The sequence below is a fragment of the Pseudoruegeria sp. SHC-113 genome, from assembly GCF_025376885.1.
Classification (GTDB): domain Bacteria; phylum Pseudomonadota; class Alphaproteobacteria; order Rhodobacterales; family Rhodobacteraceae; genus Pseudoruegeria.
In genome coordinates this window covers 1866248-1884476 of the sequence record NZ_JAHUBR010000001.1, presented here as the reverse complement: position 1 = coordinate 1884476, position 18229 = coordinate 1866248, and the positions used below count along the sequence as shown (strand labels likewise).

General features: G+C 63.8%; 16 protein-coding genes and 2 tRNA genes. 9 read left to right on the top strand and 9 right to left on the bottom strand.

Features of this window, described 5'->3' with window-relative positions:
• The first annotated feature begins 218 nt into the window (after positions 1-218).
• A complete protein-coding gene (locus tag KVX96_RS09380) occupies positions 219-440 on the top strand; it encodes a hypothetical protein (RefSeq protein ID WP_261194139.1) in 222 nt (73 codons plus the stop codon).
• 55 nt (positions 441-495) lie between these two features.
• Here KVX96_RS09380 and KVX96_RS09375 read toward each other — a convergent pair.
• Positions 496-571: transfer RNA gene (locus tag KVX96_RS09375), tRNA-Val, on the bottom strand.
• A 174-nt stretch (positions 572-745) separates the two neighbouring features.
• Here KVX96_RS09375 and KVX96_RS09370 point away from each other — a divergent pair.
• Both KVX96_RS09370 and KVX96_RS09365 read left to right on the top strand, forming a co-directional pair.
• Positions 746-2926 carry a thiamine pyrophosphate-dependent enzyme gene (locus KVX96_RS09370; RefSeq protein WP_261194138.1) on the top strand — a complete coding sequence of 727 codons (2181 nt, stop codon included), beginning with the start codon at positions 746-748 and terminating at the stop codon, positions 2924-2926.
• A 1-nt stretch (position 2927) separates the two neighbouring features.
• Positions 2928-3965 carry an ACP S-malonyltransferase gene (locus KVX96_RS09365; RefSeq protein WP_261194137.1) on the top strand — a complete coding sequence of 346 codons (1038 nt, stop codon included), beginning with the start codon at positions 2928-2930 and terminating at the stop codon, positions 3963-3965.
• An 81-nt stretch (positions 3966-4046) separates the two neighbouring features.
• Here the strand turns inward: KVX96_RS09365 and KVX96_RS09360 are convergent.
• From KVX96_RS09360 to lon, 3 genes are all read right to left on the bottom strand, one after another.
• A tRNA-Val gene (locus KVX96_RS09360) sits at positions 4047-4121 on the bottom strand.
• Positions 4122-4140: 19 nt separating this feature from the next.
• Positions 4141-4449 (bottom strand): HU family DNA-binding protein, encoded by a 309-nt coding sequence (locus KVX96_RS09355; protein WP_261194136.1) that lies wholly within the window; start codon positions 4447-4449, stop codon positions 4141-4143.
• 163 nt (positions 4450-4612) lie between these two features.
• Positions 4613-7018, bottom strand: a complete 2406-nt coding sequence (gene lon, locus KVX96_RS09350) for an endopeptidase La (protein ID WP_261194135.1) — start codon at positions 7016-7018, stop codon at positions 4613-4615.
• 272 nt (positions 7019-7290) lie between these two features.
• On the opposite strand from lon, the gene KVX96_RS09345 reads away from it, so the two are divergent.
• Positions 7291-8325 (top strand): Hint domain-containing protein, encoded by a 1035-nt coding sequence (locus tag KVX96_RS09345; RefSeq protein WP_261194134.1) that lies wholly within the window; start codon positions 7291-7293, stop codon positions 8323-8325.
• A 37-nt stretch (positions 8326-8362) separates the two neighbouring features.
• Here the strand turns inward: KVX96_RS09345 and tgt are convergent, their stop codons facing one another.
• A complete protein-coding gene (tgt, locus tag KVX96_RS09340; protein WP_261194133.1) occupies positions 8363-9490 on the bottom strand; it encodes a tRNA guanosine(34) transglycosylase Tgt in 1128 nt (375 codons plus the stop codon).
• Between the two features lie 138 nt (positions 9491-9628).
• Here tgt and KVX96_RS09335 point away from each other — a divergent pair, with 138 nt between their 5' ends.
• The 5 genes from KVX96_RS09335 (at position 9629) to tpiA (ending at position 12784) form a co-directional block, all read left to right on the top strand.
• Positions 9629-9991 carry an SUF system Fe-S cluster assembly protein gene (locus tag KVX96_RS09335; protein WP_261194132.1) on the top strand — a complete coding sequence of 121 codons (363 nt, stop codon included), beginning with the start codon at positions 9629-9631 and terminating at the stop codon, positions 9989-9991.
• Between the two features lie 58 nt (positions 9992-10049).
• Positions 10050-10688 carry a hypothetical protein gene (locus KVX96_RS09330; protein ID WP_261194131.1) on the top strand — a complete coding sequence of 213 codons (639 nt, stop codon included), beginning with the start codon at positions 10050-10052 and terminating at the stop codon, positions 10686-10688.
• 139 nt (positions 10689-10827) lie between these two features.
• Positions 10828-11550 (top strand): DUF3307 domain-containing protein, encoded by a 723-nt coding sequence (locus tag KVX96_RS09325; RefSeq protein WP_261194130.1) that lies wholly within the window; start codon positions 10828-10830, stop codon positions 11548-11550.
• A 35-nt stretch (positions 11551-11585) separates the two neighbouring features.
• Entirely contained in the window at positions 11586-11972 is a 387-nt protein-coding gene (locus KVX96_RS09320) for a HesB/IscA family protein (RefSeq protein WP_261195420.1), read from the top strand.
• Positions 11973-12034: 62 nt separating this feature from the next.
• Entirely contained in the window at positions 12035-12784 is a 750-nt protein-coding gene (gene tpiA / locus KVX96_RS09315) for a triose-phosphate isomerase (protein ID WP_261194129.1), read from the top strand.
• A 138-nt stretch (positions 12785-12922) separates the two neighbouring features.
• Here tpiA and KVX96_RS09310 read toward each other — a convergent pair whose 3' ends face one another.
• The 4 genes from KVX96_RS09310 to KVX96_RS09295 all read right to left on the bottom strand — a co-directional run bounded on the left by KVX96_RS09310 (position 12923) and on the right by KVX96_RS09295 (position 18131).
• Entirely contained in the window at positions 12923-14809 is a 1887-nt protein-coding gene (locus KVX96_RS09310) for an SLC13 family permease (RefSeq protein WP_261194127.1), read from the bottom strand.
• Positions 14810-14953: 144 nt separating this feature from the next.
• Positions 14954-16348, bottom strand: a complete 1395-nt coding sequence (locus KVX96_RS09305; RefSeq protein ID WP_261194125.1) for a TRAP transporter large permease — start codon at positions 16346-16348, stop codon at positions 14954-14956.
• Positions 16349-16351: 3 nt separating this feature from the next.
• The gene (locus tag KVX96_RS09300) at positions 16352-17038 is read right to left on the bottom strand and encodes a TRAP transporter small permease (RefSeq protein ID WP_261194124.1); all 687 of its coding nucleotides are present in this window, start codon (positions 17036-17038) and stop codon (positions 16352-16354) included.
• Positions 17039-17123: 85 nt separating this feature from the next.
• Positions 17124-18131, bottom strand: a complete 1008-nt coding sequence (locus KVX96_RS09295; protein WP_261194122.1) for a DctP family TRAP transporter solute-binding subunit — start codon at positions 18129-18131, stop codon at positions 17124-17126.
• Positions 18132-18229 lie beyond the last annotated feature (98 nt).

Genomic DNA, 18229 nt, shown 5'->3' with positions numbered 1-18229 from the left:
CGTTGAAAGCCCGATGCAGACACAGGCGCTGTGTGGCCCTGCACAGTGCAGACTCATGGGCGGGCGCTTGGCGCAGGAAACAATCCGGCCCGTTGAGCGGCTTTGTCCACCTTACAGGCCCCGAGCGCCTCGAATTGGGGCGATTTCGTGGCATTTCATTGACTGAATTTCGACAAGCGCGATACTGGACCCTGTTGTTTGAGTTGGGGAATTTCACCATGAAGATCCGGATTGCACTTGCCACCACCTGCCTGCTGGCCGCTTGCGGCGGGCCGACGACGACGCTCACGGTGCCCTCCTCGCAAGGGGCAGCCACCATGTTTGCCGGGCAGAGCGCCGTGCAGAACGCCCCGGCCCAGCCCGCGCGCTACGTGGCCCCGAATGTCGCGGCGGCCCAGCCCAACCTCGGCCCCGCAGGCGCGGATCTGCTGCTGCCCTGACAGGCACATCAGCCCTGGCGAATAGGGCGCGTTCGGCAAGATATCGAAGGGGGAATGGTGGGTCGTGAGAGGCTCGAACTCCCGACATCTTCGGTGTAAACGAAGCGCTCTACCAACTGAGCTAACGACCCGATGCGCCGCTGTTTAGTGCGGCGCGAAAGCCTGTGCAACCGAAAAAATGCCCCGTCGCGCGGCGGGGCTCTGCCGCTTTGTCATGGTGCCATTCCGCAATAGCGATGGCGCGGGCCACGGCCCTGCCCTAGCCTGACAGGACAAGTTTCAGCGCGGGAACAGGCAGGATCGGGATGGACCGGGCAGACGTGGTGGATGCCACCTTTCGCAGGCGGGTGATGGCGGGCGATTTCCCTCAAGCCGCGGGCACGGCCAAGCTGTCGCCGCAGCAGGCGGTGGCGATCTTCCGCGCGCAATGCCTGTCGCGCAACCTCGATCGCCGCTCCCGCAAGATGCAGGCGGAAGGGCAAGGCTATTACACCATCGGCTCGTCCGGCCACGAGGGCATGGCCGCCGTGGCCGCCGCCCTGCGCCCCGACGACATGGCCTTCCTGCACTACCGCGACGGCGCCTTCCAGACGATGCGCGCGAGTCAGGTGCCGGGCAGCACCCCGGCCTGGGATATGCTTCTGAGCTTTGCCACCTCCGTGGAGGATCCGATCTCCGGCGGGCGGCACAAGGTGCTGGGCTCCAAGGCGCTGATGATCCCGCCGCAGACCTCTACGATCGCCAGCCACCTGCCCAAGGCCGTGGGCGCGGCCTATTCCATTGGCCTTGCCCGCCGCCACGCGCCCGCCCACCGCGTGCTGGCCGACGACGGGCTGGTGGTGTGCTCCTTCGGGGATGCCTCGGCCAACCACTCCACCGCGCAAGGGGCCTTCAATACCGCCGCCTGGACGAGCTACCAGTCGATCCCCCTGCCCCTGCTTTTTGTTTGCGAAGACAACGGCATCGGCATTTCGACCCGCACGCCCGCAGGCTGGATCAAGGCGAATTTCGCGCAGCGCCCGGGCCTGAAGTATTTCGCGGCTTCAGGGCTCGACATGGCCGAGGCCCATGCCGCCGCAAGAGAAGCCGCCGCCTATGTGCGCGCGCGGCGCAAGCCCGCCTTCCTGCATCTCTCCACCGTACGCCTCTACGGCCATGCCGGCAGCGATCTGCAGCAGGCCTACCTGCCCAAGGAGGTGTTTGAGGGCTGGGAGGCCGACGATCCCCTGCTGCACTCCGCCCGCCACCTGATCGAAAGCGGCGCGCTGGATGCGGCGGGCGTACTGGCGATCTACGAGAACACCGAGGCCCAATGCGCCCGCGTCGCCGCCGAGGTGATCACCCGCCCCCGTCTGCAAACCGCAGAGCAAGTGATGGCGAGCCTGATCCCGGCGGGGCGTGTCTGCCCGCCTGGAAACGGCCCCACGCCCGAAGCTCGCGCGCAGACTTTTGGCAGTGATCTCAAGGCGATGGACAGCCCGCAGCCGATGGCCAAGCTGATCAACTGGGCGCTCACCGATGCCATGCTCAGCCACGATGAGATCGTAATGATGGGGGAGGATGTGGGCCGGAAGGGCGGTGTCTACGGCGTGAGCCAGAAGCTCACTGAGCGCTTCGGCCCCGACCGCGTGATCGACACGCTGCTGGATGAGCAGTCCATCCTCGGCCTTGCCATCGGCATGGCGCACAACGGGTTTATCCCGGTGCCGGAAATCCAGTTCCTCGCCTATCTGCACAACGCCGAGGATCAGATCCGGGGCGAGGCCGCCACGCTGCCCTTCTTCTCCAATGGGCAGTTCACCAACCCGATGGTGCTGCGCATCGCGGGGTTGGGCTATCAGAAGGGCTTTGGCGGCCATTTCCACAACGACAATTCATTCGCCGTGCTGCGCGACATTCCCGGCGTGATCATCGCCTGCCCCTCGGCAGGGGATGACGCCGCGATGATGCTGCGCGAATGCCTGCGGCTGGCGCGCGAAGAGCAGCGCGTGGTGGTGTTTCTGGAGCCCATCGCTCTCTACCCGATGCGCGATCTGCTGGCCGAGAAAGACGGCGGCTGGCTGCGCCCCTCCCCCGCGCCGGATCAGCGCATCGCGCTTGGCGAGGTAGGTGTGGAGGGCGACGGACCGCTGGCGATCCTCACCTATGGCAACGGGCGCTACCTGAGCCGTCAGGCGCAGGTGGATCTGCGAGAGCAGGGCATCGCGGCCCGCGTGATCGATCTGCGCTGGCTCGCGCCCCTGCCCGTGGAGGGCATCCTCGCCGCACTGGAAGGGGCCGAGAAGGTGCTGATCGTGGATGAGTGCCGCCAGATAGGTAGCCTGTCGGAAGCGCTGATGGCCTTGCTGTCCGAACACAGCGCCCTGCCCCACGCCCGCATCGCCGCGGAGGACAGTTTCATCGCCACCGGCCCGGCCTATGCCGCCACCATGCCGTCGCGCGCCTCCATCGTGGCGGCAGCGCGCAAGCTCTGGGAGGGCGCGTGAGATGCGGAGCGCCATCGTCATCGCGCCGGGGCGCGGCACCTACAACCGGCCCGAACACGGCTATTTGGCCCGCCACCACGCGGACAAGGCCGGGATCATCGCAGGCTTTGACGCGCAGCGCCGGGCGGCGGGCCTGCCCACACTCACCGAACTTGATTCCGGCACCGGATTCTCCGCAAACCTGCACACGCGCGGCGATCACGCCTCCGCGCTGATCCACGCCTGCGCCTACCTCGATTTCCTCGACATCGACCAGCGCCAGACAGAGATCCTAGCCGTCACCGGCAATTCCATGGGTTGGTACATCGCGCTCACCTGCGCCGGCGCGCTGCCCGCCCCTGAGGGCTTCCGGCTCGCCGACACCATGGGCCGCCTGATGCAGCGCCACTTGATCGGCGGGCAGCTGATCACCCCTTTCGTTGACGAGGACTGGCAGGCGATTCCCGGCGAGAAAGCGCGGCTTCTGGATCTGATCGCGGCGGTTGACGGGCGCGGCGGCGCGCGGCTCTGCGTGTCGATCGATCTGGGCGGGATGCTCGTTGTCGCAGGCAATGAGGATGGCCTTGCCCGGTTTGAAGCCGAAGCCCCGCCCCGGCAGGGCAAGTTCCCGATGCGCCTGCCCAACCACGCCGCCTTTCACAGCCCTCTACAGGCCCCCGTGGCGCAGGAAGGCCAGCAGGCGCTCGCCGATCTGCCCTACCAGCAGCCTGCCCTGCCTCTGATCGACGGGCGCGGCGCGCTCTGGCAGCCGCCCCATTGCGATCTGGACGCCCTGCGCCGCTACACACTCGGCACGCAGGTGCTGGAGCCCTACAGCCTCACCAACGCCCTGCGCACGGGCGCGCGGGAGGTCATGCCCGATTGCTTCATCCTGCTCGGCCCCGGCACCACGCTGGGAGGGGCCATCGGTCAAAGCCTCTGCGGGCTGACCTGGCGCGGGATGGGCGACAAGGCGAGCTTCAAAGCCCGGCAGGGCAAAGCGCCCGTTCTCTACGCGATGGGTGTGGAAGCCGACCGACGGCAGGTGGCCGCCTCCTGAGGCTGCGCCTGCAACCATGGCCCAAACACACATGAAAAAAGGCGCTCAACCCGTTGGGGGAGCGCCTTTTTTACCGAATAGTGGTGGGTGATAAGAGATTTGAACTCCTGACATCTTCGATGTGAACGAAGCGCTCTACCACTGAGCTAATCACCCGGTGACGCGCTATTTAGCGCTACTCGGAAGCTTCTGCAACCTCCGAATCCACATTTTCTTCGGAAGATTTCGATTGCCGGATTCGGGCGTGAACCACGAGGGCTTTCTCGTTGTCGTCGGTGCGTTTGACCTTGATATTACCCATCGGCGGAAGGTTGATCTCCTCGCCATTGGCCAGCGCCTTGCCGAGCACCGTGAGCATCGCTTCTACGATGGGGCGCGCGATCTGCTTGCGGGTGTCAGCCTCTGCGGCCACGCGCTCCAGCAGCTCCTTGCGGTTCAGAACGGCCCCTGCCTGTGCCGCGCCCTGCTCTTCCTCGTCAGACATGTTTTGTCTCCTGTTTGCAAAGGGAACTTCCCTTCGGGCCTTGGATACCACAGGCCACGGAGCAGGTCACGAAATGTCATGGGAGGCAGCGCCAATCAGGGCGCCGGTGCCAAAGAAAATGGCGCCCGAAGGCGCCATTCTCACCAGTCTTACAGGGATCAGCTCAATGGGCGGTTGCCGCACCGGCCTTGCCGGCCTCCGAGAGCGCCGCCGCCTTGGCGGCCTCGGCGGCCTCATCCCATTCCACGGCTTCCGGCATCCGTACCAGCGCGCGCTTGAGAACTTCCGAAACATGCGTGACCGGCACGATCTCGAGCCCGTCCTTCACATTGTCCGGGATCTCGGCCAGATCCTTGGCGTTTTCTTCCGGGATCAGCACCGTCTTGATGCCGCCACGCAGGGCCGCCAGAAGCTTCTCTTTCAGCCCGCCGATGGGCATCGCGTTGCCGCGCAGCGAGACCTCACCCGTCATCGCGATATCCTTGCGCACCGGGATGCCGGTGAGCACGGAGACGATGGAGGTCACCATGGCAAGGCCGGCAGAGGGGCCATCCTTGGGCGTTGCGCCATCCGGCACGTGCACGTGGATGTCGATTTTTTCGAACTCCGGCGGCTTCACCCCGATCTCCGGGCTGATGGAACGCACGTAGCTTGCCGCGGCATCGATGGATTCCTTCATCACTTCGCCCAGCTTGCCGGTGGTCTTCATCCGCCCCTTGCCGGGCAGCTTCAGCGCCTCGATCGAGAGCAGATCACCGCCCACGGAGGTCCAGGCAAGGCCCGTCACCACGCCGACCTGATCGTCCTTCTCAGCAAGCCCATAGCGGAACTTCTTCACACCGAGGAAATCTTCCAGATTGTCCTCGGAGACTTCCACCTGATCGACTTCCTTCTTGACGATCTTCGTCACCGCCTTGCGCGTGAGCTTCGCGAGCTCGCGCTCAAGATTCCGCACGCCCGCCTCGCGGGTGTAGGTGCGGATGATCTCCTGCAGGGCCTCATCGGAAATCGCGAACTCGGACTTGCGCAACCCGTGGTTCTTGACCTGTTTGTCGATCAGGTGCTGCTTGGCGATCTCGCGCTTTTCGTCCTCGGTGTACCCGGCCAGCGAAATGATCTCCATCCGGTCCAGCAGCGGGCCGGGCATGTTGTAGGAGTTCGCCGTCGTCAGGAACATGACGTTGGAGAGATCGTATTCCACCTCAAGGTAGTGGTCCACGAAGGTGCCGTTCTGTTCCGGGTCGAGCACTTCCAGCATCGCCGAGGCGGGATCGCCGCGGAAATCCTGGCCCATCTTGTCGATTTCATCGAGCAGGATCAGCGGGTTCGTCGTTTTGGCTTTCTTCAGCGCCTGGATGATCTTGCCGGGCATGGAGCCGATATAGGTGCGGCGGTGGCCACGGATCTCGCTCTCATCGCGCACGCCGCCCAGCGAAATACGGATGAACTCACGCCCCGTCGCCTTGGCCACACTCTTGCCGAGCGAGGTTTTACCCACACCCGGAGGGCCGACGAGGCAGAGGATCGGCCCCTTCAGCTTCTTGGAGCGCTGCTGCACGGCGAGATATTCGACGATGCGTTCCTTGACCTTCTCAAGCCCGTAGTGATCGGTATCGAGGATTTCCTGCGCGCGGCCGAGATCCTTCTTCACCCGCGATTTGTCGCCCCACGGGATGGAGAGGATCCAATCCAGATAGTTGCGCACCACGGTGGCCTCGGCGCTCATCGGGGACATGTTCTTGAGCTTCTTCAGCTCGCCCTCGACCTTCTCGCGCGCTTCCTTGGAGAGCTTGGTTTCGGCGATCTTGGCTTCCAGCTCGGCAATCTCGCCTTCGCCGTCCTCGCCATCGCCCAGCTCCTTCTGAATGGCCTTCATCTGCTCATTCAGGTAATATTCGCGCTGGGTGCGCTCCATCTGAGATTTGACGCGCGTCTTGATCTTTTTCTCGACCTGCAGAACGCTCATTTCGCCCTGCATCAGGCCAAAGACCTTCTCCAGCCGCTCGGCCACGGAAAGCGTCTCCAGCAGCTCCTGCTTCTGGTCCACCTCGATCCCGAGATGGCCCGACACCAGATCGGCCAGCTTGTCAGCCTCGCGGGTCTCGGCCACGGCGGCGAGCGCCTCTTCGGGGATATTCTTCCGCACCTTGGCGTAGCGTTCGAATTCCTCGGCCACCGAACGCAGCAGCGCGGTGATCGTGGTCTCGTCGCCCAGTTCCTCGGGCAGCACTTCGGCGCTGGCCTCGAAGAAATCGGGGTTTTCCACGAAGCCGGTGATCTGCACGCGCGAACGGCCCTCCACAAGCACCTTCACGGTGCCATCGGGCAGCTTCAGCAGCTGCAGCACATTGGCCAGCACGCCGACCTTGTAGATGCCATCGGCGGCCGGATCATCCTCCGCCGGGTCAATCTGGCTGGAAAGCAGGATCTGTTTGTCATCCTGCATGACCTCTTCCAGCGCCCGCACGCTTTTCTCGCGCCCAACGAAGAGCGGAACGATCATGTGGGGAAAGACCACGATGTCGCGCAGCGGCAGAACGGGGAAGGTCTGAATCGATTGCTCGGGCATGTATTTTCCTTTTTTGGCAAGAGGGCGAGGCCCCGCATGGCGGCAACCGATGCCCTCTCCTGTCAGGCTTATTTAACTGGGAGTAAACGCGCGCGTTTCAAGGCACGCGGCTCCGGCTTGGCGTTCACAATGCCCTTTGGGTTTCACAGGAGCAAGGGCTGAATGCGTTTCACCCCGGGCAAGAAACGAAAGCCCAAGATTCGCCACAGTGTCCCGCTAACGAGGGATCCAAAGCAAAATGAAACACTTGGCTCCGAGGCAGCGCACCCGACATGACCAACAACGTTTTCTATGCCCGCGGGGACAGCAGTTCGGCCAACAATTCCGAGCTCAACGCACAAGGCACGTCGAAACAGCCTGTCGTGCAGCTTGAGTTCCAGCCCACGGATGGCGGCGACCTCAGCCTCGATTACAACAGTGGCCAGCCGGACCCGGACACGGTGGTGCTCGTGGATGGTGTGGAAATGACCTTCACGGTCGAGTTCTCCGGCCTTTTGCCCAGCACCAACAAGCTTTCGAATGTGAACGGCGAGGATCTGCGCGGTGAACCTATCATGGTGATCACCACAGAGACGGGGCAGCGCTTCTTCTTCCTGCTCGACGGTTCCGCCAGTTTTGCCACGATGGATGCTTTCCCCAACGGGGCCCATGCCATCGAGGGCGTGGATGTCACGACGACCGCGAGTGTCTGCTTCGGCCGCGGCACGATGATACAGACACCATCAGGCGAGGTCGCGATCGAAGCCCTGACACCCGGAACCCTCGTGTCCACGGCGGACGGCAAAACGGCGACCGTGCTCTGGGTCGGGTGTTCCGTGCACGGTGGAAACGACACCGCGCTGCATCCGTCGGTTCAACCCGTCGTCATTCCCGCCCACGCCTTGGGCGCGGGCCTGCCACACCGCGACCTGCGCGTGTCACCGCCGCACAAGATTCTGCTCGAAGGGTCTGCCGTCGAACTGTTTGCAGGCGTGTCTGCCGCCTTCGTGCCCGCCCATATCCTCGCCGATCACTGCGGATACAGGGAAAAACGGGACAGGGTCGAATATTTCCACGTGCTGTGCGATTCCCATGCCGTGCTCGTCGCGGAGGGGCTCGCAGCGGAATCCTTCCAACCGAGCCGTCGCAACCTGGCCTGGCTGTCGGAGACCGCGCGGGCGGACTTCTCCCAGATCTTCTGCCCGGACACCCAGAACACGCTCTGCACCCGCCCCGATTCCCACGCCACGCTGCGTGGTTTCGAAGCAGCATGCGTTGCCCATATGACCGCGCCGGCCTTCAAGGAAGACGTCGCCATCTGCGCCTGAAACCGGGGCCGTCCGTCGGCTATCGCGTGAGCATCCGCTACAGCGGAGGGATATCGCCCTCGGCCCGCTTGGCATGGAAGGCCGCCTCAAAACTGGCGAACTCCCCGGCCATGATGGCCTCGCGCATGCCCTGCATTAGCTCCTGAAAGTAGTGCAGATTGTGCCATGTCAGCAGCATGCCCGAGATCATCTCCTTCGCGCGGTAGACGTGGTGCAAGTAGGCGCGGGAGTAGTTCTGGCAGGTCGGGCAGGTGCAGTCTTCATCCAGCGGGCGCGGGTCGTCCTGGTGGCGGACGTTCTTGATGTTGATCTGCCCGCGCCGGGTCCAGGCTTGCCCGGTGCGGCCCGAGCGTGAGGGCAGCACGCAATCCATCATGTCCACCCCGCGCTTCACCGCGCCAAGGATGTCATCGGGTTTGCCCACCCCCATCAGGTAGCGCGGCTTGTCCACCGGCAGCTGGCCGGGCGCGAAATCGAGCACGGAGAACATCGCCTCCTGCCCCTCGCCCACCGCAAGCCCGCCGATGGCGTAGCCGTCAAAGCCGATGCCTTTCAGTGCTTCGGCGCTTTCGCCGCGCAGGTCTTCCTCCAGCCCGCCCTGCTGGATGCCGAAGAGCGCGTGGCCCGGGCGATCGCCGAAAGCGTCGCGCGAGCGCTGCGCCCACCGCATGGACAGCCGCATGGACTCCTCGATGCGTTTGCGGTCGGCGGGCAGTGCGGGGCATTCGTCAAAACACATCACGATGTCGCTGCCCAGAAGGCGCTGGATTTCCATCGAGCGTTCGGGCGAGAGGAAATGCTTGCTGCCGTCGATATGGGAGCGGAAGGTCACGCCGTCTTCGGTGAGATTGCGCAGATCCGACAGGCTCATCACCTGAAAACCGCCGGAATCGGTGAGGATCGGGCGCTCCCAGTTCATGAACTTGTGCAGGCCCCCGAGGCGGTCGATCCGCTCCGCCGTGGGGCGCAGCATGAGGTGGTAGGTGTTGCCCAGCAGGATGTCGGCCCCGGTGGCACGCACGCTTTCGGGCATCATCGCCTTCACCGTCGCCGCCGTGCCCACGGGCATGAAGGCCGGCGTGCGGATCTCGCCGCGCGGGGTGGAGATCAAGCCGGTGCGCGCAGCGCCGTCGGTTTTGTGCAGGGCAAAGGAAAACTTGGTCATTTGCCTCGGATACTCCTGCGCCTTGCCCTGTGCAAGAGTGTGCAAGAACGGCCTGCGTCAGGTTGTACGCGGGGCGCGCCTTTACCTTCGCCGCACCATTCCCTATATCTTTGGTCGGATATTGCCAGTGAGACAGACATGAACCAGACCGGCGAACAGCTTGAGGGCACCCCTCTGATCAAACCCTCCTCCACGGATCACCCGCTGCATGAGGCGGTTGTTGAGGCCTGCCGGTCCGTTTACGACCCGGAGATCCCGGTCAACATCTACGATCTGGGCCTCGTCTACACGGTGGAAATCAACGCCGAGAACGAGGTGGACATCATTATGACGCTCACCGCGCCGGGCTGCCCCGTGGCTGGTGAGATGCCGGGGTGGGTCGCCGAGGCCGTGGAGCCGCTGCCCGGTGTGAAGCATGTGAACGTCGCGCTCACATGGGAGCCGCCTTGGGGCATGGAAATGATGAGCGACGAAGCCCGGCTTGAGCTTGGCTTCATGTAAGGCTTGCCTGTAAGCCCCTGTTTTTGCGAGACTGACGCAAAAGCAGGAGGCCTGCGCCTTGACACCGCCCACCACGCCGATTGCCGTCCTAACGGGCGATTTGATCCGCTCCACGGAGCATCCGCCAGACGTGGTGGATGCCGCCATGGGCGTGTTGGCCGGGGCCGCTGAGGCCATCGGCGGCTGGCAAGGGGCCTCGACCCGTTTCACCCGCGCGCGCGGCGACGGTTGGCAGCTGGTGCTGATGCGCCCTACCCTTGCCTTGCGTGCCAGCCTCGCCTTGCGTGCGGCCCTGCGCGCCGCCGATCTTGGGCTTGCCACGCGGATCGCCGCGGGGATCGGCGCGGGCAGCCTGCCCGCCTCGGGCGATCTTGGCGCAGCGTCCGGCCCCGCGTTCATTGCCTCAGGCCGTGGGCTTGAGGCCTTCGGGCGGCGGCAGGCCTTCGGGTTGTCTGGTGACGTGCACCCCGGCGCGCAAGCTGCCTTCCTACTAGCCGATGCGCTGGCGCGGGGTTGGACAGCAGCGCAGGCGCGCGTGCTGAAAGACGCCTTGCAGCCTGAAGCGCCCACGCAGGATGAGCTGGCCCAGGCCCTCGGGCAATCCCGTCAGAATGTTCAAAAGACCCTGAGCGCCACGCATACAGACAGCTTGCTTGCCGCGCTGGAGGCCGTCGAGGCCCGGGAGGCCCCTGAATGACAACCAAATTTCGGTGTAATTCAGAATTACTACCCAAAATGGTTGTTTGCATCGCCCCAAAAAGCAACCAATTTCAGTTGCTATTTATCAATGCAACTGTTTCAGGTTGCTCACCACATCCAGCCAAGGGCCAAAGCAGATGACTGCCACCTTCCTCGCCCTGCTGCTTGGCCATCTGATCGCGGATTTCCTGCTGCAATCGGGCTGGATGGTGAAGAACAAGCGCCGTATCGACGTGCTGATGATGCATGCCGCGCTGGTGCTGATCTGCATGCTGGCCACCACGGGGCACCTCGCGCACCCCGCAGTGATTGCCGTGGCGCTGGCGCATCTGGTGATCGATTTCGTCAAGGTCCGCCTGCCCCGGCAGGGCCTGCGCGCCTTCACGCTGGATCAGGCCCTGCATCTGGCCACGCTGGTGATCGCCACGCGGCTTGCGCCCGATCTCTGGGCCACGGGGATCTGGGCCGATGCGCCGCCGCAGGCGCTCACATGGATGGCGCTGGCCTGCGGGCTGATCCTGACCATCGTGGTGGGCGGTTACGCTGTGGGGCTGCTCTGCGCGCCCTATCTGGCCCATGTACCCGAAGATGGCCTGCCCGGCGCAGGAAGGGTGATCGGCAACCTTGAGCGCAGCCTGATCTTCGCGCTGGTAATGGCCGGGCAACTCGGTTCCATCGCGCTGCTGATCGGAGCGAAATCCATCCTGCGCTTCTCCACCGTGGCCGCAGACCGCAAGGCCAGCGAATATGTGATCATCGGCACATTGGCCAGTTTCGGCTGGGCGCTGGTGCTTTCCCTGGCCATGCAGGCGCTGCTTGACCACATGCCACCGCTTGAGATCGGCCCCATCCTGCCCTAGATAGGAAAGACAGAGCGAAACAGGTGGATATTTCCATGTTCGGCATTCCCGGCAAACAGGCCGTCACCATGACCCCGGCGGCCATCAAGCAGATCTCGAAACTGATGGCGAAGGACGGCTCGCAAGGGCTGCGCATCGGCATCAAGAAGGGCGGCTGTGCGGGGATGGAGTACACGATGGAATATGTGAATTCCGTGGATCCGATGGACGAGGTGGTGGAACAGGACGGCGCGCGGGTGATGATTGCCCCGATGGCGCAGATGTTCCTTTTCGGCACCGAGATCGACTATGAAATCTCGCTGCTGGAAGCGGGCTTCAAGTTCCGTAACCCCAATGTGACAGACGCCTGCGGTTGCGGGGAATCGATCAAGTTCAAGGATGTGAGCGAGCTGGAAGCCGAGCGCGGCGCAGGTTCGGCTTGACGTTACGGCGCTGATCGCCATTGTCCCCGCCAACGCATTTCAGCATCAGCGGAGGGCAGCCCATGCGGCGCAAACTGGCAGCAGGCAATTGGAAGATGAACGGCACCGGCGGCGCGCTGGCCGAGGTGGAGGCGTTGAAAGCCGCCCTGCCCGGTGAAGCGGTGGATGTGCTGCTCTGCCCCCCGGCCACGCTTCTGCACCGGATGAGCTCCGCCTGTGACGGCAGCGCGATTGCCACCGGCGGGCAGGATTGCCACGCGGCTGAAACCGGCGCGCATACGGGCGATGTCTCCGCCGCCATGCTGGCGGACGCGGGCGCGAGCCACGTGATCCTTGGCCACTCCGAGCGCCGCACCGACCATGGCGAGAGCGACGCCGACGTGCGCGCCAAAACCTCCGCCGCCTGGGCGGCCGGGCTGACTGCGGTTGTCTGCATCGGTGAAACCGAAGCCGAACGCGATGCCGGCACCACGCTTGCCGTCATCGGCGGCCAGCTAGAGGGCTCCGTGCCCAATGGGGCCACGGGCCATCGGCTCGTGGTGGCCTATGAGCCCGTCTGGGCCATCGGCACCGGCAAGGTGCCCACCATTGAACAAATCGCGGAAGTGCATGATTTCCTGCGTGACGCCCTTGTGCAGCGCTTTGGCGAAACCGCCGGGGGCGCGGTCCGCATCCTTTATGGCGGCTCCGTGAAACCCTCCAACGCGCAAGAGATTTTCGCCGTGGAGAACGTGGACGGCGCACTCGTGGGTGGGGCCTCTCTGAAGGCCGCCGACTTCGGCGCGATCATCACCGCGCTGGCTGCGGCCTGATCCCAAGTAGGTACTTCGTCACTAAGATCCGCCGCCGCGCAAGCGGTGGCGACGCGCCCGCCCGGGCTGGCGCTTGCGCTTTGCTCAGCCGTTGGGATTTGGTTAGGCACGTCATGCGTTCGTGTTCGTGCAAGCCCCTTACCCAAACACCACATTCATCATCACCAGTGAAACCACGAGGAACAGCAGCGTCATCACGCCGCCGCTTTTGACGAAATCCACCACCTTGTAGCCCCCCGGCCCCATGATCAGCGCGTTGACCTGATGCGTCGGGATCAGGAAGGAGTTGGAGGTGGAAATCGCCACCGTAAGCGCAAAGATCGCCGGATCGGCCCCCGCCGCCACCGCGATGGAGACCGCCAGCGGCACCAGCAACACCGTGGCCCCGACGTTGGACATCACCAGCGTAAAGACCGTCGCAAGCACCGCCACCCCGGCCTGCAGCGCCCAGATCGGCCAGCCGTCCAGCAGGGTCAGGATCTGCTGCGCGATCCAGTTCGCCGTGCCGGTGTTCTGCACCGCAAGCCCAAGGGGAATGAGGCTTGCCAGCAAAAACACTGTGCTCCAACTCACAGCCTCATAGGCTTCGTCGATGCGCACCACCTGCGTCAGGATCATCCCGGCCGCGCCGGTGAAGAGGCAAAGCGAGAGCTTCACGTCGGTGAACAGGATCATCCCCACCGAGATGACGAAGAAGAAAAGCGCCCAGAGCAGCTTTTCCGGGCGCAGCTCCTGCATGGGGAAATTGCTGGTGACCACCACGAAATTGCGATCCCGCGTCAGGCGGGCCAGCGCGTCCCATTTGGAAAAGGACACCAGCGTATCGCCTGCGCGGAAGGGCTCAAGGCCGATGGCGGTGGCCTCGTGCTCGTCGGTTTTCACAAGGCTCAGGGTCTCGCCGCCCCGATGGATGGCTAGGAGGTTGATCCCATAGGTACCGCGCATCCGGATCTCGCGGGCGCATTGGCCGATCAGCTCTGAATCCGGCGGCACCACGATCTCGCTTATGCCCGCATTGGTGGCGGCGTAATCCTCGGCGAAAAGATCGAGCGCGGGCAGCACCTTCACCCCATTGGCCTCGGCCCAAGCGCAGATCACCTTGCGCCGCCCGATCAGCGCCAGCCGGCACGGCGTTTCGATCTCGGTCGTCACCAGCGGCGAGAACCACTTTTGCCCCTTGTGATAGGAGCCGATCACCGTGAGGTTGGCCTCAAACATCAGATCGGCGAATTCGACCCCCTGCAGCGGGCTGCCGGCGGGGATGATGACCTCCACCAGATCGGTTTTCAGCCCGTAGAGCCGCTTGAGATATTCCTTCACCGATTGCCCGCTCGCGCCTTCGTCCCGCTGGGCGGTGCTGGGCAGCACCCAACGGCCGAACAGCATGAAATAAAGGATCCCCGTCACCACGAGGCAGACGCCCACGGGTGTGACGGAGAACAGATCATAGGTCTGCATCTTCTGCTCTGCGGGCAGCTGGCGGTTGGCAGTCAGGATCAGATCGTTGAGCAGGATCAGCGGCGAGGAGCCGACCATCGTCATCGTGCCGCCAAGGATCGCGCAGAAGCCCATGGGCATCAGAAGGCGGCTCATCGGGATCTCGGTGCGCACCGAGATACGGCTGACGACGGGCAGAAACAGCGCCGCCGCGCCGACGTTCTGCATGAAGGAGGAAATCACGCCCACGGTCCCGGAGATGATCGGGATGATGCGCTTTTCCGTGCTGCCGCCGTATTTCAGGATCGTTGCGGCGACCTTGCTCATCAGCCCGGTGCGATCGAGCCCCGCGCCGATCACCATCACCGCGATGATGGAAATCACCGCGTTGGAGGCAAACCCGTCAAACAGATGGCTGGCATCGGCCAGCCCGCCCAACCCGGGGATCTGCGCCAGAAGGCCCAGCAGCACCATGATCAGGATGGCGGAGAAATCGATGCGGAAGATTTCCGTCACGAAGAGCAGAACGGTAAGGCCGAGCATGGCCAGCACCACGATCATCTCCGTCGTCAGCGCCACCGGCTCCATTGCTGCCCCTCCTCTTCCCTGCCTTGATCCTAGGTGGGCACGCAGGCGAGCGGCAACGGTTTATTTCCGCAAACCGCACCCCCACGCAACAAATGAAAAAGGCGAGCCCGAAGGCCCGCCTGTCCCAAAAGCGCTGGAGTGGCGCTAGTTGGTTATGATCTCCGGCCCCATCAGGGATGTTGGCAGGAAGGTCGAAAGCGCCGGGATGTACGTCACCATGATCAGGAACACGAAGAGCACGGCGAGGAAGGGCAGTGCGGCGCGCACCACTTTCATCATCGGCATCCCGGCCACGCCGGAGGTGACGAAGAGGTTGAGCCCCACCGGCGGCGTGATCATCCCGATCTCCATGTTCACCACCATGATGATGCCGAGGTGGATCGGATCGACGCCCAGTTCGATGGCAATCGGGAACACCAGCGGCGCGACGATCACGATGAGGCCCGAGGGCTCCATGAACTGCCCACCGATCAGCAGGATGACGTTCACGATCACGAGGAACATGATCTTGCCGAAGCCCTGATCGAGCATGAAGGCCGCGATCTTCTGCGGGATCTGCTCGTCGGTCAGCACGTGCTTCAGGATCAGCGCGTTGGCGATGATGAACATCAGCATGATCGTCAGCTTGCCCGCTTCCAGCAGCGTGTTGCGGGTGTCGCGGTGGAAGAAGGCCGTCACCAGCACATAGGGTTTGCGCAGCAGGCTTTGGGGTGCGGCGCCGTTCTCGCCCTTCAGCGGGCCCATGTCGCGGTAGACGAAGAGTGCGATGAGGCAGGCGTAGACGGCGGCCACGGCGGCGGCTTCGGTCGGCGTGAAGATCGCGCCGGTGACACCGGGGATGCCGTAGATCCCGACCATGATGATCACGATCAGCATCAGCCCCCAGAAGGCGTCGGCGAAGCTTGAGCCGATCTCGCCCCAGCCCTGCCATTCGCCAGCGGGCATGTTGCGGATACGGGCCATGATGTAGATGGTGATCATCAGCATCAGGCCGGCCATGATGCCCGGAATGACGCCCGCAAGGAACATCCGGCCCACCGACACATCGGTGGCGGAGGCGTAGACCACCATCACGATCGAGGGCGGGATCAGGATGCCGAGCGTGCCGGCGTTACAGATCACGCCTGCGGCGAATTCCTTCGTGTAGCCCGCCTTCACCATGGCCGCGATCACGATCGAGCCGATGGCCACAACCGTGGCCGGCGACGAACCCGAGAGGGCGGCAAAGAGCATACAGGCAAACACGCCAGCGATGGCGAGGCCGCCGCGCAGGTGGCCCACGCAGGCTATAGAGAAGCGGATGATCCGCTTGGCCACACCGCCGGTGCTCATGAAGCTTGAGGCCAGCACGAAGAAGGGAATGGCCAGAAGCGTGTAGTGGCCCGCCATGGCGTTATAAAGCTGCGCCGCGATAGAGGCGAGCGAGGTGTCCGAGAAGGCCAGAAGCACGACCATGGAGGACAGGCCCAGCGATACGGCAATGGGAACGCCGATCAGAAGCAGCCCGATAACGAGCGAGAAAAGGACAACGACTTCCATGGGTTATTCCTCGTAATTCACGCGCGCGTCGGCCACGGCGTCTTCGGCTTCGTGGCTCACGATCAGGCTTTCACGCTCGCCACGGACGATGGCGATGGTGGCCTGGATCAGCCGGTACAGGATCAGGAGCGCAGCCACCGGCAGCATGGTGTAGGGCACCACGCGCGGCAGCTTGGAGTAGGTTTCGCCCTGGTTGATCGCATCCTCAAGGAAGCGAAACATCGAGAGCATCGGCACCTGATCGGTCTCAAAGAAGGCGCGGTCGCGGGTGGCGTCGTTGAAACCCGTCGGGAACCAGCGGCCCGTCGTTTCCATCATCCCGGCGAAGGGGGCCCAGTAGTCCCACGCGCCCTTGAGCAGCAGGAAGGCATAGATCAGGCAGGCGGCGCAGGAGATCAGCGCCAGCACGCGGCGCGATTTCGCACTGCACATGTTGGTGATCGCGTCCACGCCAAGGTGGGCGGTGATCTTGAACCCGTAGGCGATGCCGAACAGCACAAGCCAGGCGAAGAGGATCAGCACCACCTCAAGGCCCCAGATCACCATTGAATTGAACACATAGCGCAGCACGACGTTGACGAACGTCAGCAGCGTCATCAGCCCCAGCAGGATGGCGATCACGTTTTCCTCGAAGGAATTCACGATCCGCCCGATCGGCCCTTTGGGCTGGTAGGTGGAATGACCGGACATGGCCTCCTCCCCTCTTGGCATGGCGTTGATACAAAAAGGGCGGCGCTTGGCGTCTGGCCCGCGCCGCCCCTCGCTTTATCCGCGCTTAGTGGCGGGTGTTCACGTCTTGAGCGGCGGCGATGTTGTCGGCGCCCACTTCTTCTTCGAACTGCGACCAGACCGGCTTCATCGCTTCCACCCAGGCGGCGCGCTGCGCGTCGTCGAGCTGGCGCACGGTGCCGCCGGCGGCGATGATGGCGTTCTTGGCTTCTTCGTTCACGCGGGTGGATTCCGCGTTCCGGGTGGCCGTCACCTCATCGATGATCGTTTTCAGCTGATCGCGCACGTCATCCGGAAGCGAGTCCCAGAAGTCGACGCTGGTCACCAGCAGGTAGTCGATGATGCCGTGGTTGGTTTCGGTGATGCCGTCCTGCACCTCGAAGAACTTCTGGCCGTAGATGTTGGACCAGGTGTTTTCCTGACCGTCCACAACGCCGGTCTGCAGCGCGCCGTAGACCTCGGCGAAGGCCATCGGCTGGGCGGTGGCACCAAGGGCGTTCATCTGGGCGACGAGCACGTCGGAGGGCTGCACGCGGAACTTCAGGCCGTTGGCGTCAGAGGGATCCAGCAGCGGCTTGTTGGCGGAGATCTGCTTCATGCCGTTGTGCCAGAAGCCAAGGCCCAGCACGCCGCGGCGGGTCATGGACTGCTTCATCTTCTCGCCGATTTCAGACGTCTGGAACTCGTCCACGGCGGCGATGTTCTTGAACATGAACGGCAGGTCGAACAGGCGGAACTGCTTGGTGATCGGCTCAAAGAGCGACAGCGACGGCGCGGCGAGTTGCACGTCGCCCTGCAGCATGGCTTCGAGCACTTTCTCGTCCGTGTAGAGCGTGGAGTTCGGGAAAACTTCCATGCAGGCCTTGCCGTTCATCTCTTCGTTCACGCGCTCGGCAAGCAGGGTGGCAGCGATGCCCTTGGGGTGCTTGTCGGTGTTGGTCACGTGGCTGAACTTGATGACGATTTCGCCGTCGTCACAGGCGTCGGACGCGGCAACGGCACCGGCGGAGAAGCTCAGCGCCACGGCGGCGGCGGCAGCAGTCAGAAATTTCATCGGTTTTCCTCCCAAGGATCAATTTGATGGCGGCCCCTTTCCGTTGGGTCCGGGGCGCTGACGCCATCAAGCGGCGGCGGGCGGCACCGCTCAAGAAA

Bases quoted from the DNA above. Each gene is read 5' to 3' on its own strand.
- KVX96_RS09335 (WP_261194132.1), top strand. From the start codon at position 9,629: ATGAACCAGACCGGCGAACAGCTTGAGGGCACCCCTCTGATCAAACCC.
- tgt (WP_261194133.1), bottom strand. From the start codon at position 9,490: ATGACCAAGTTTTCCTTTGCCCTGCACAAAACCGACGGCGCTGCGCGC.
- KVX96_RS09310 (WP_261194127.1), bottom strand. From the start codon at position 14,809: ATGGAGCCGGTGGCGCTGACGACGGAGATGATCGTGGTGCTGGCCATG.
- tpiA (WP_261194129.1), top strand. From the start codon at position 12,035: ATGCGGCGCAAACTGGCAGCAGGCAATTGGAAGATGAACGGCACCGGC.
- KVX96_RS09345 (WP_261194134.1), top strand. From the start codon at position 7,291: ATGACCAACAACGTTTTCTATGCCCGCGGGGACAGCAGTTCGGCCAAC.
- KVX96_RS09325 (WP_261194130.1), top strand. From the start codon at position 10,828: ATGACTGCCACCTTCCTCGCCCTGCTGCTTGGCCATCTGATCGCGGAT.
- KVX96_RS09380 (WP_261194139.1), top strand. From the start codon at position 219: ATGAAGATCCGGATTGCACTTGCCACCACCTGCCTGCTGGCCGCTTGC.
- KVX96_RS09305 (WP_261194125.1), bottom strand. From the start codon at position 16,348: ATGGAAGTCGTTGTCCTTTTCTCGCTCGTTATCGGGCTGCTTCTGATC.
- lon (WP_261194135.1), bottom strand. From the start codon at position 7,018: ATGCCCGAGCAATCGATTCAGACCTTCCCCGTTCTGCCGCTGCGCGAC.
- KVX96_RS09365 (WP_261194137.1), top strand. From the start codon at position 2,928: ATGCGGAGCGCCATCGTCATCGCGCCGGGGCGCGGCACCTACAACCGG.
- KVX96_RS09320 (WP_261195420.1), top strand. From the start codon at position 11,586: ATGTTCGGCATTCCCGGCAAACAGGCCGTCACCATGACCCCGGCGGCC.
- KVX96_RS09300 (WP_261194124.1), bottom strand. From the start codon at position 17,038: ATGTCCGGTCATTCCACCTACCAGCCCAAAGGGCCGATCGGGCGGATC.
- KVX96_RS09355 (WP_261194136.1), bottom strand. From the start codon at position 4,449: ATGTCTGACGAGGAAGAGCAGGGCGCGGCACAGGCAGGGGCCGTTCTG.
- KVX96_RS09370 (WP_261194138.1), top strand. From the start codon at position 746: ATGGACCGGGCAGACGTGGTGGATGCCACCTTTCGCAGGCGGGTGATG.
- KVX96_RS09295 (WP_261194122.1), bottom strand. From the start codon at position 18,131: ATGAAATTTCTGACTGCTGCCGCCGCCGCCGTGGCGCTGAGCTTCTCC.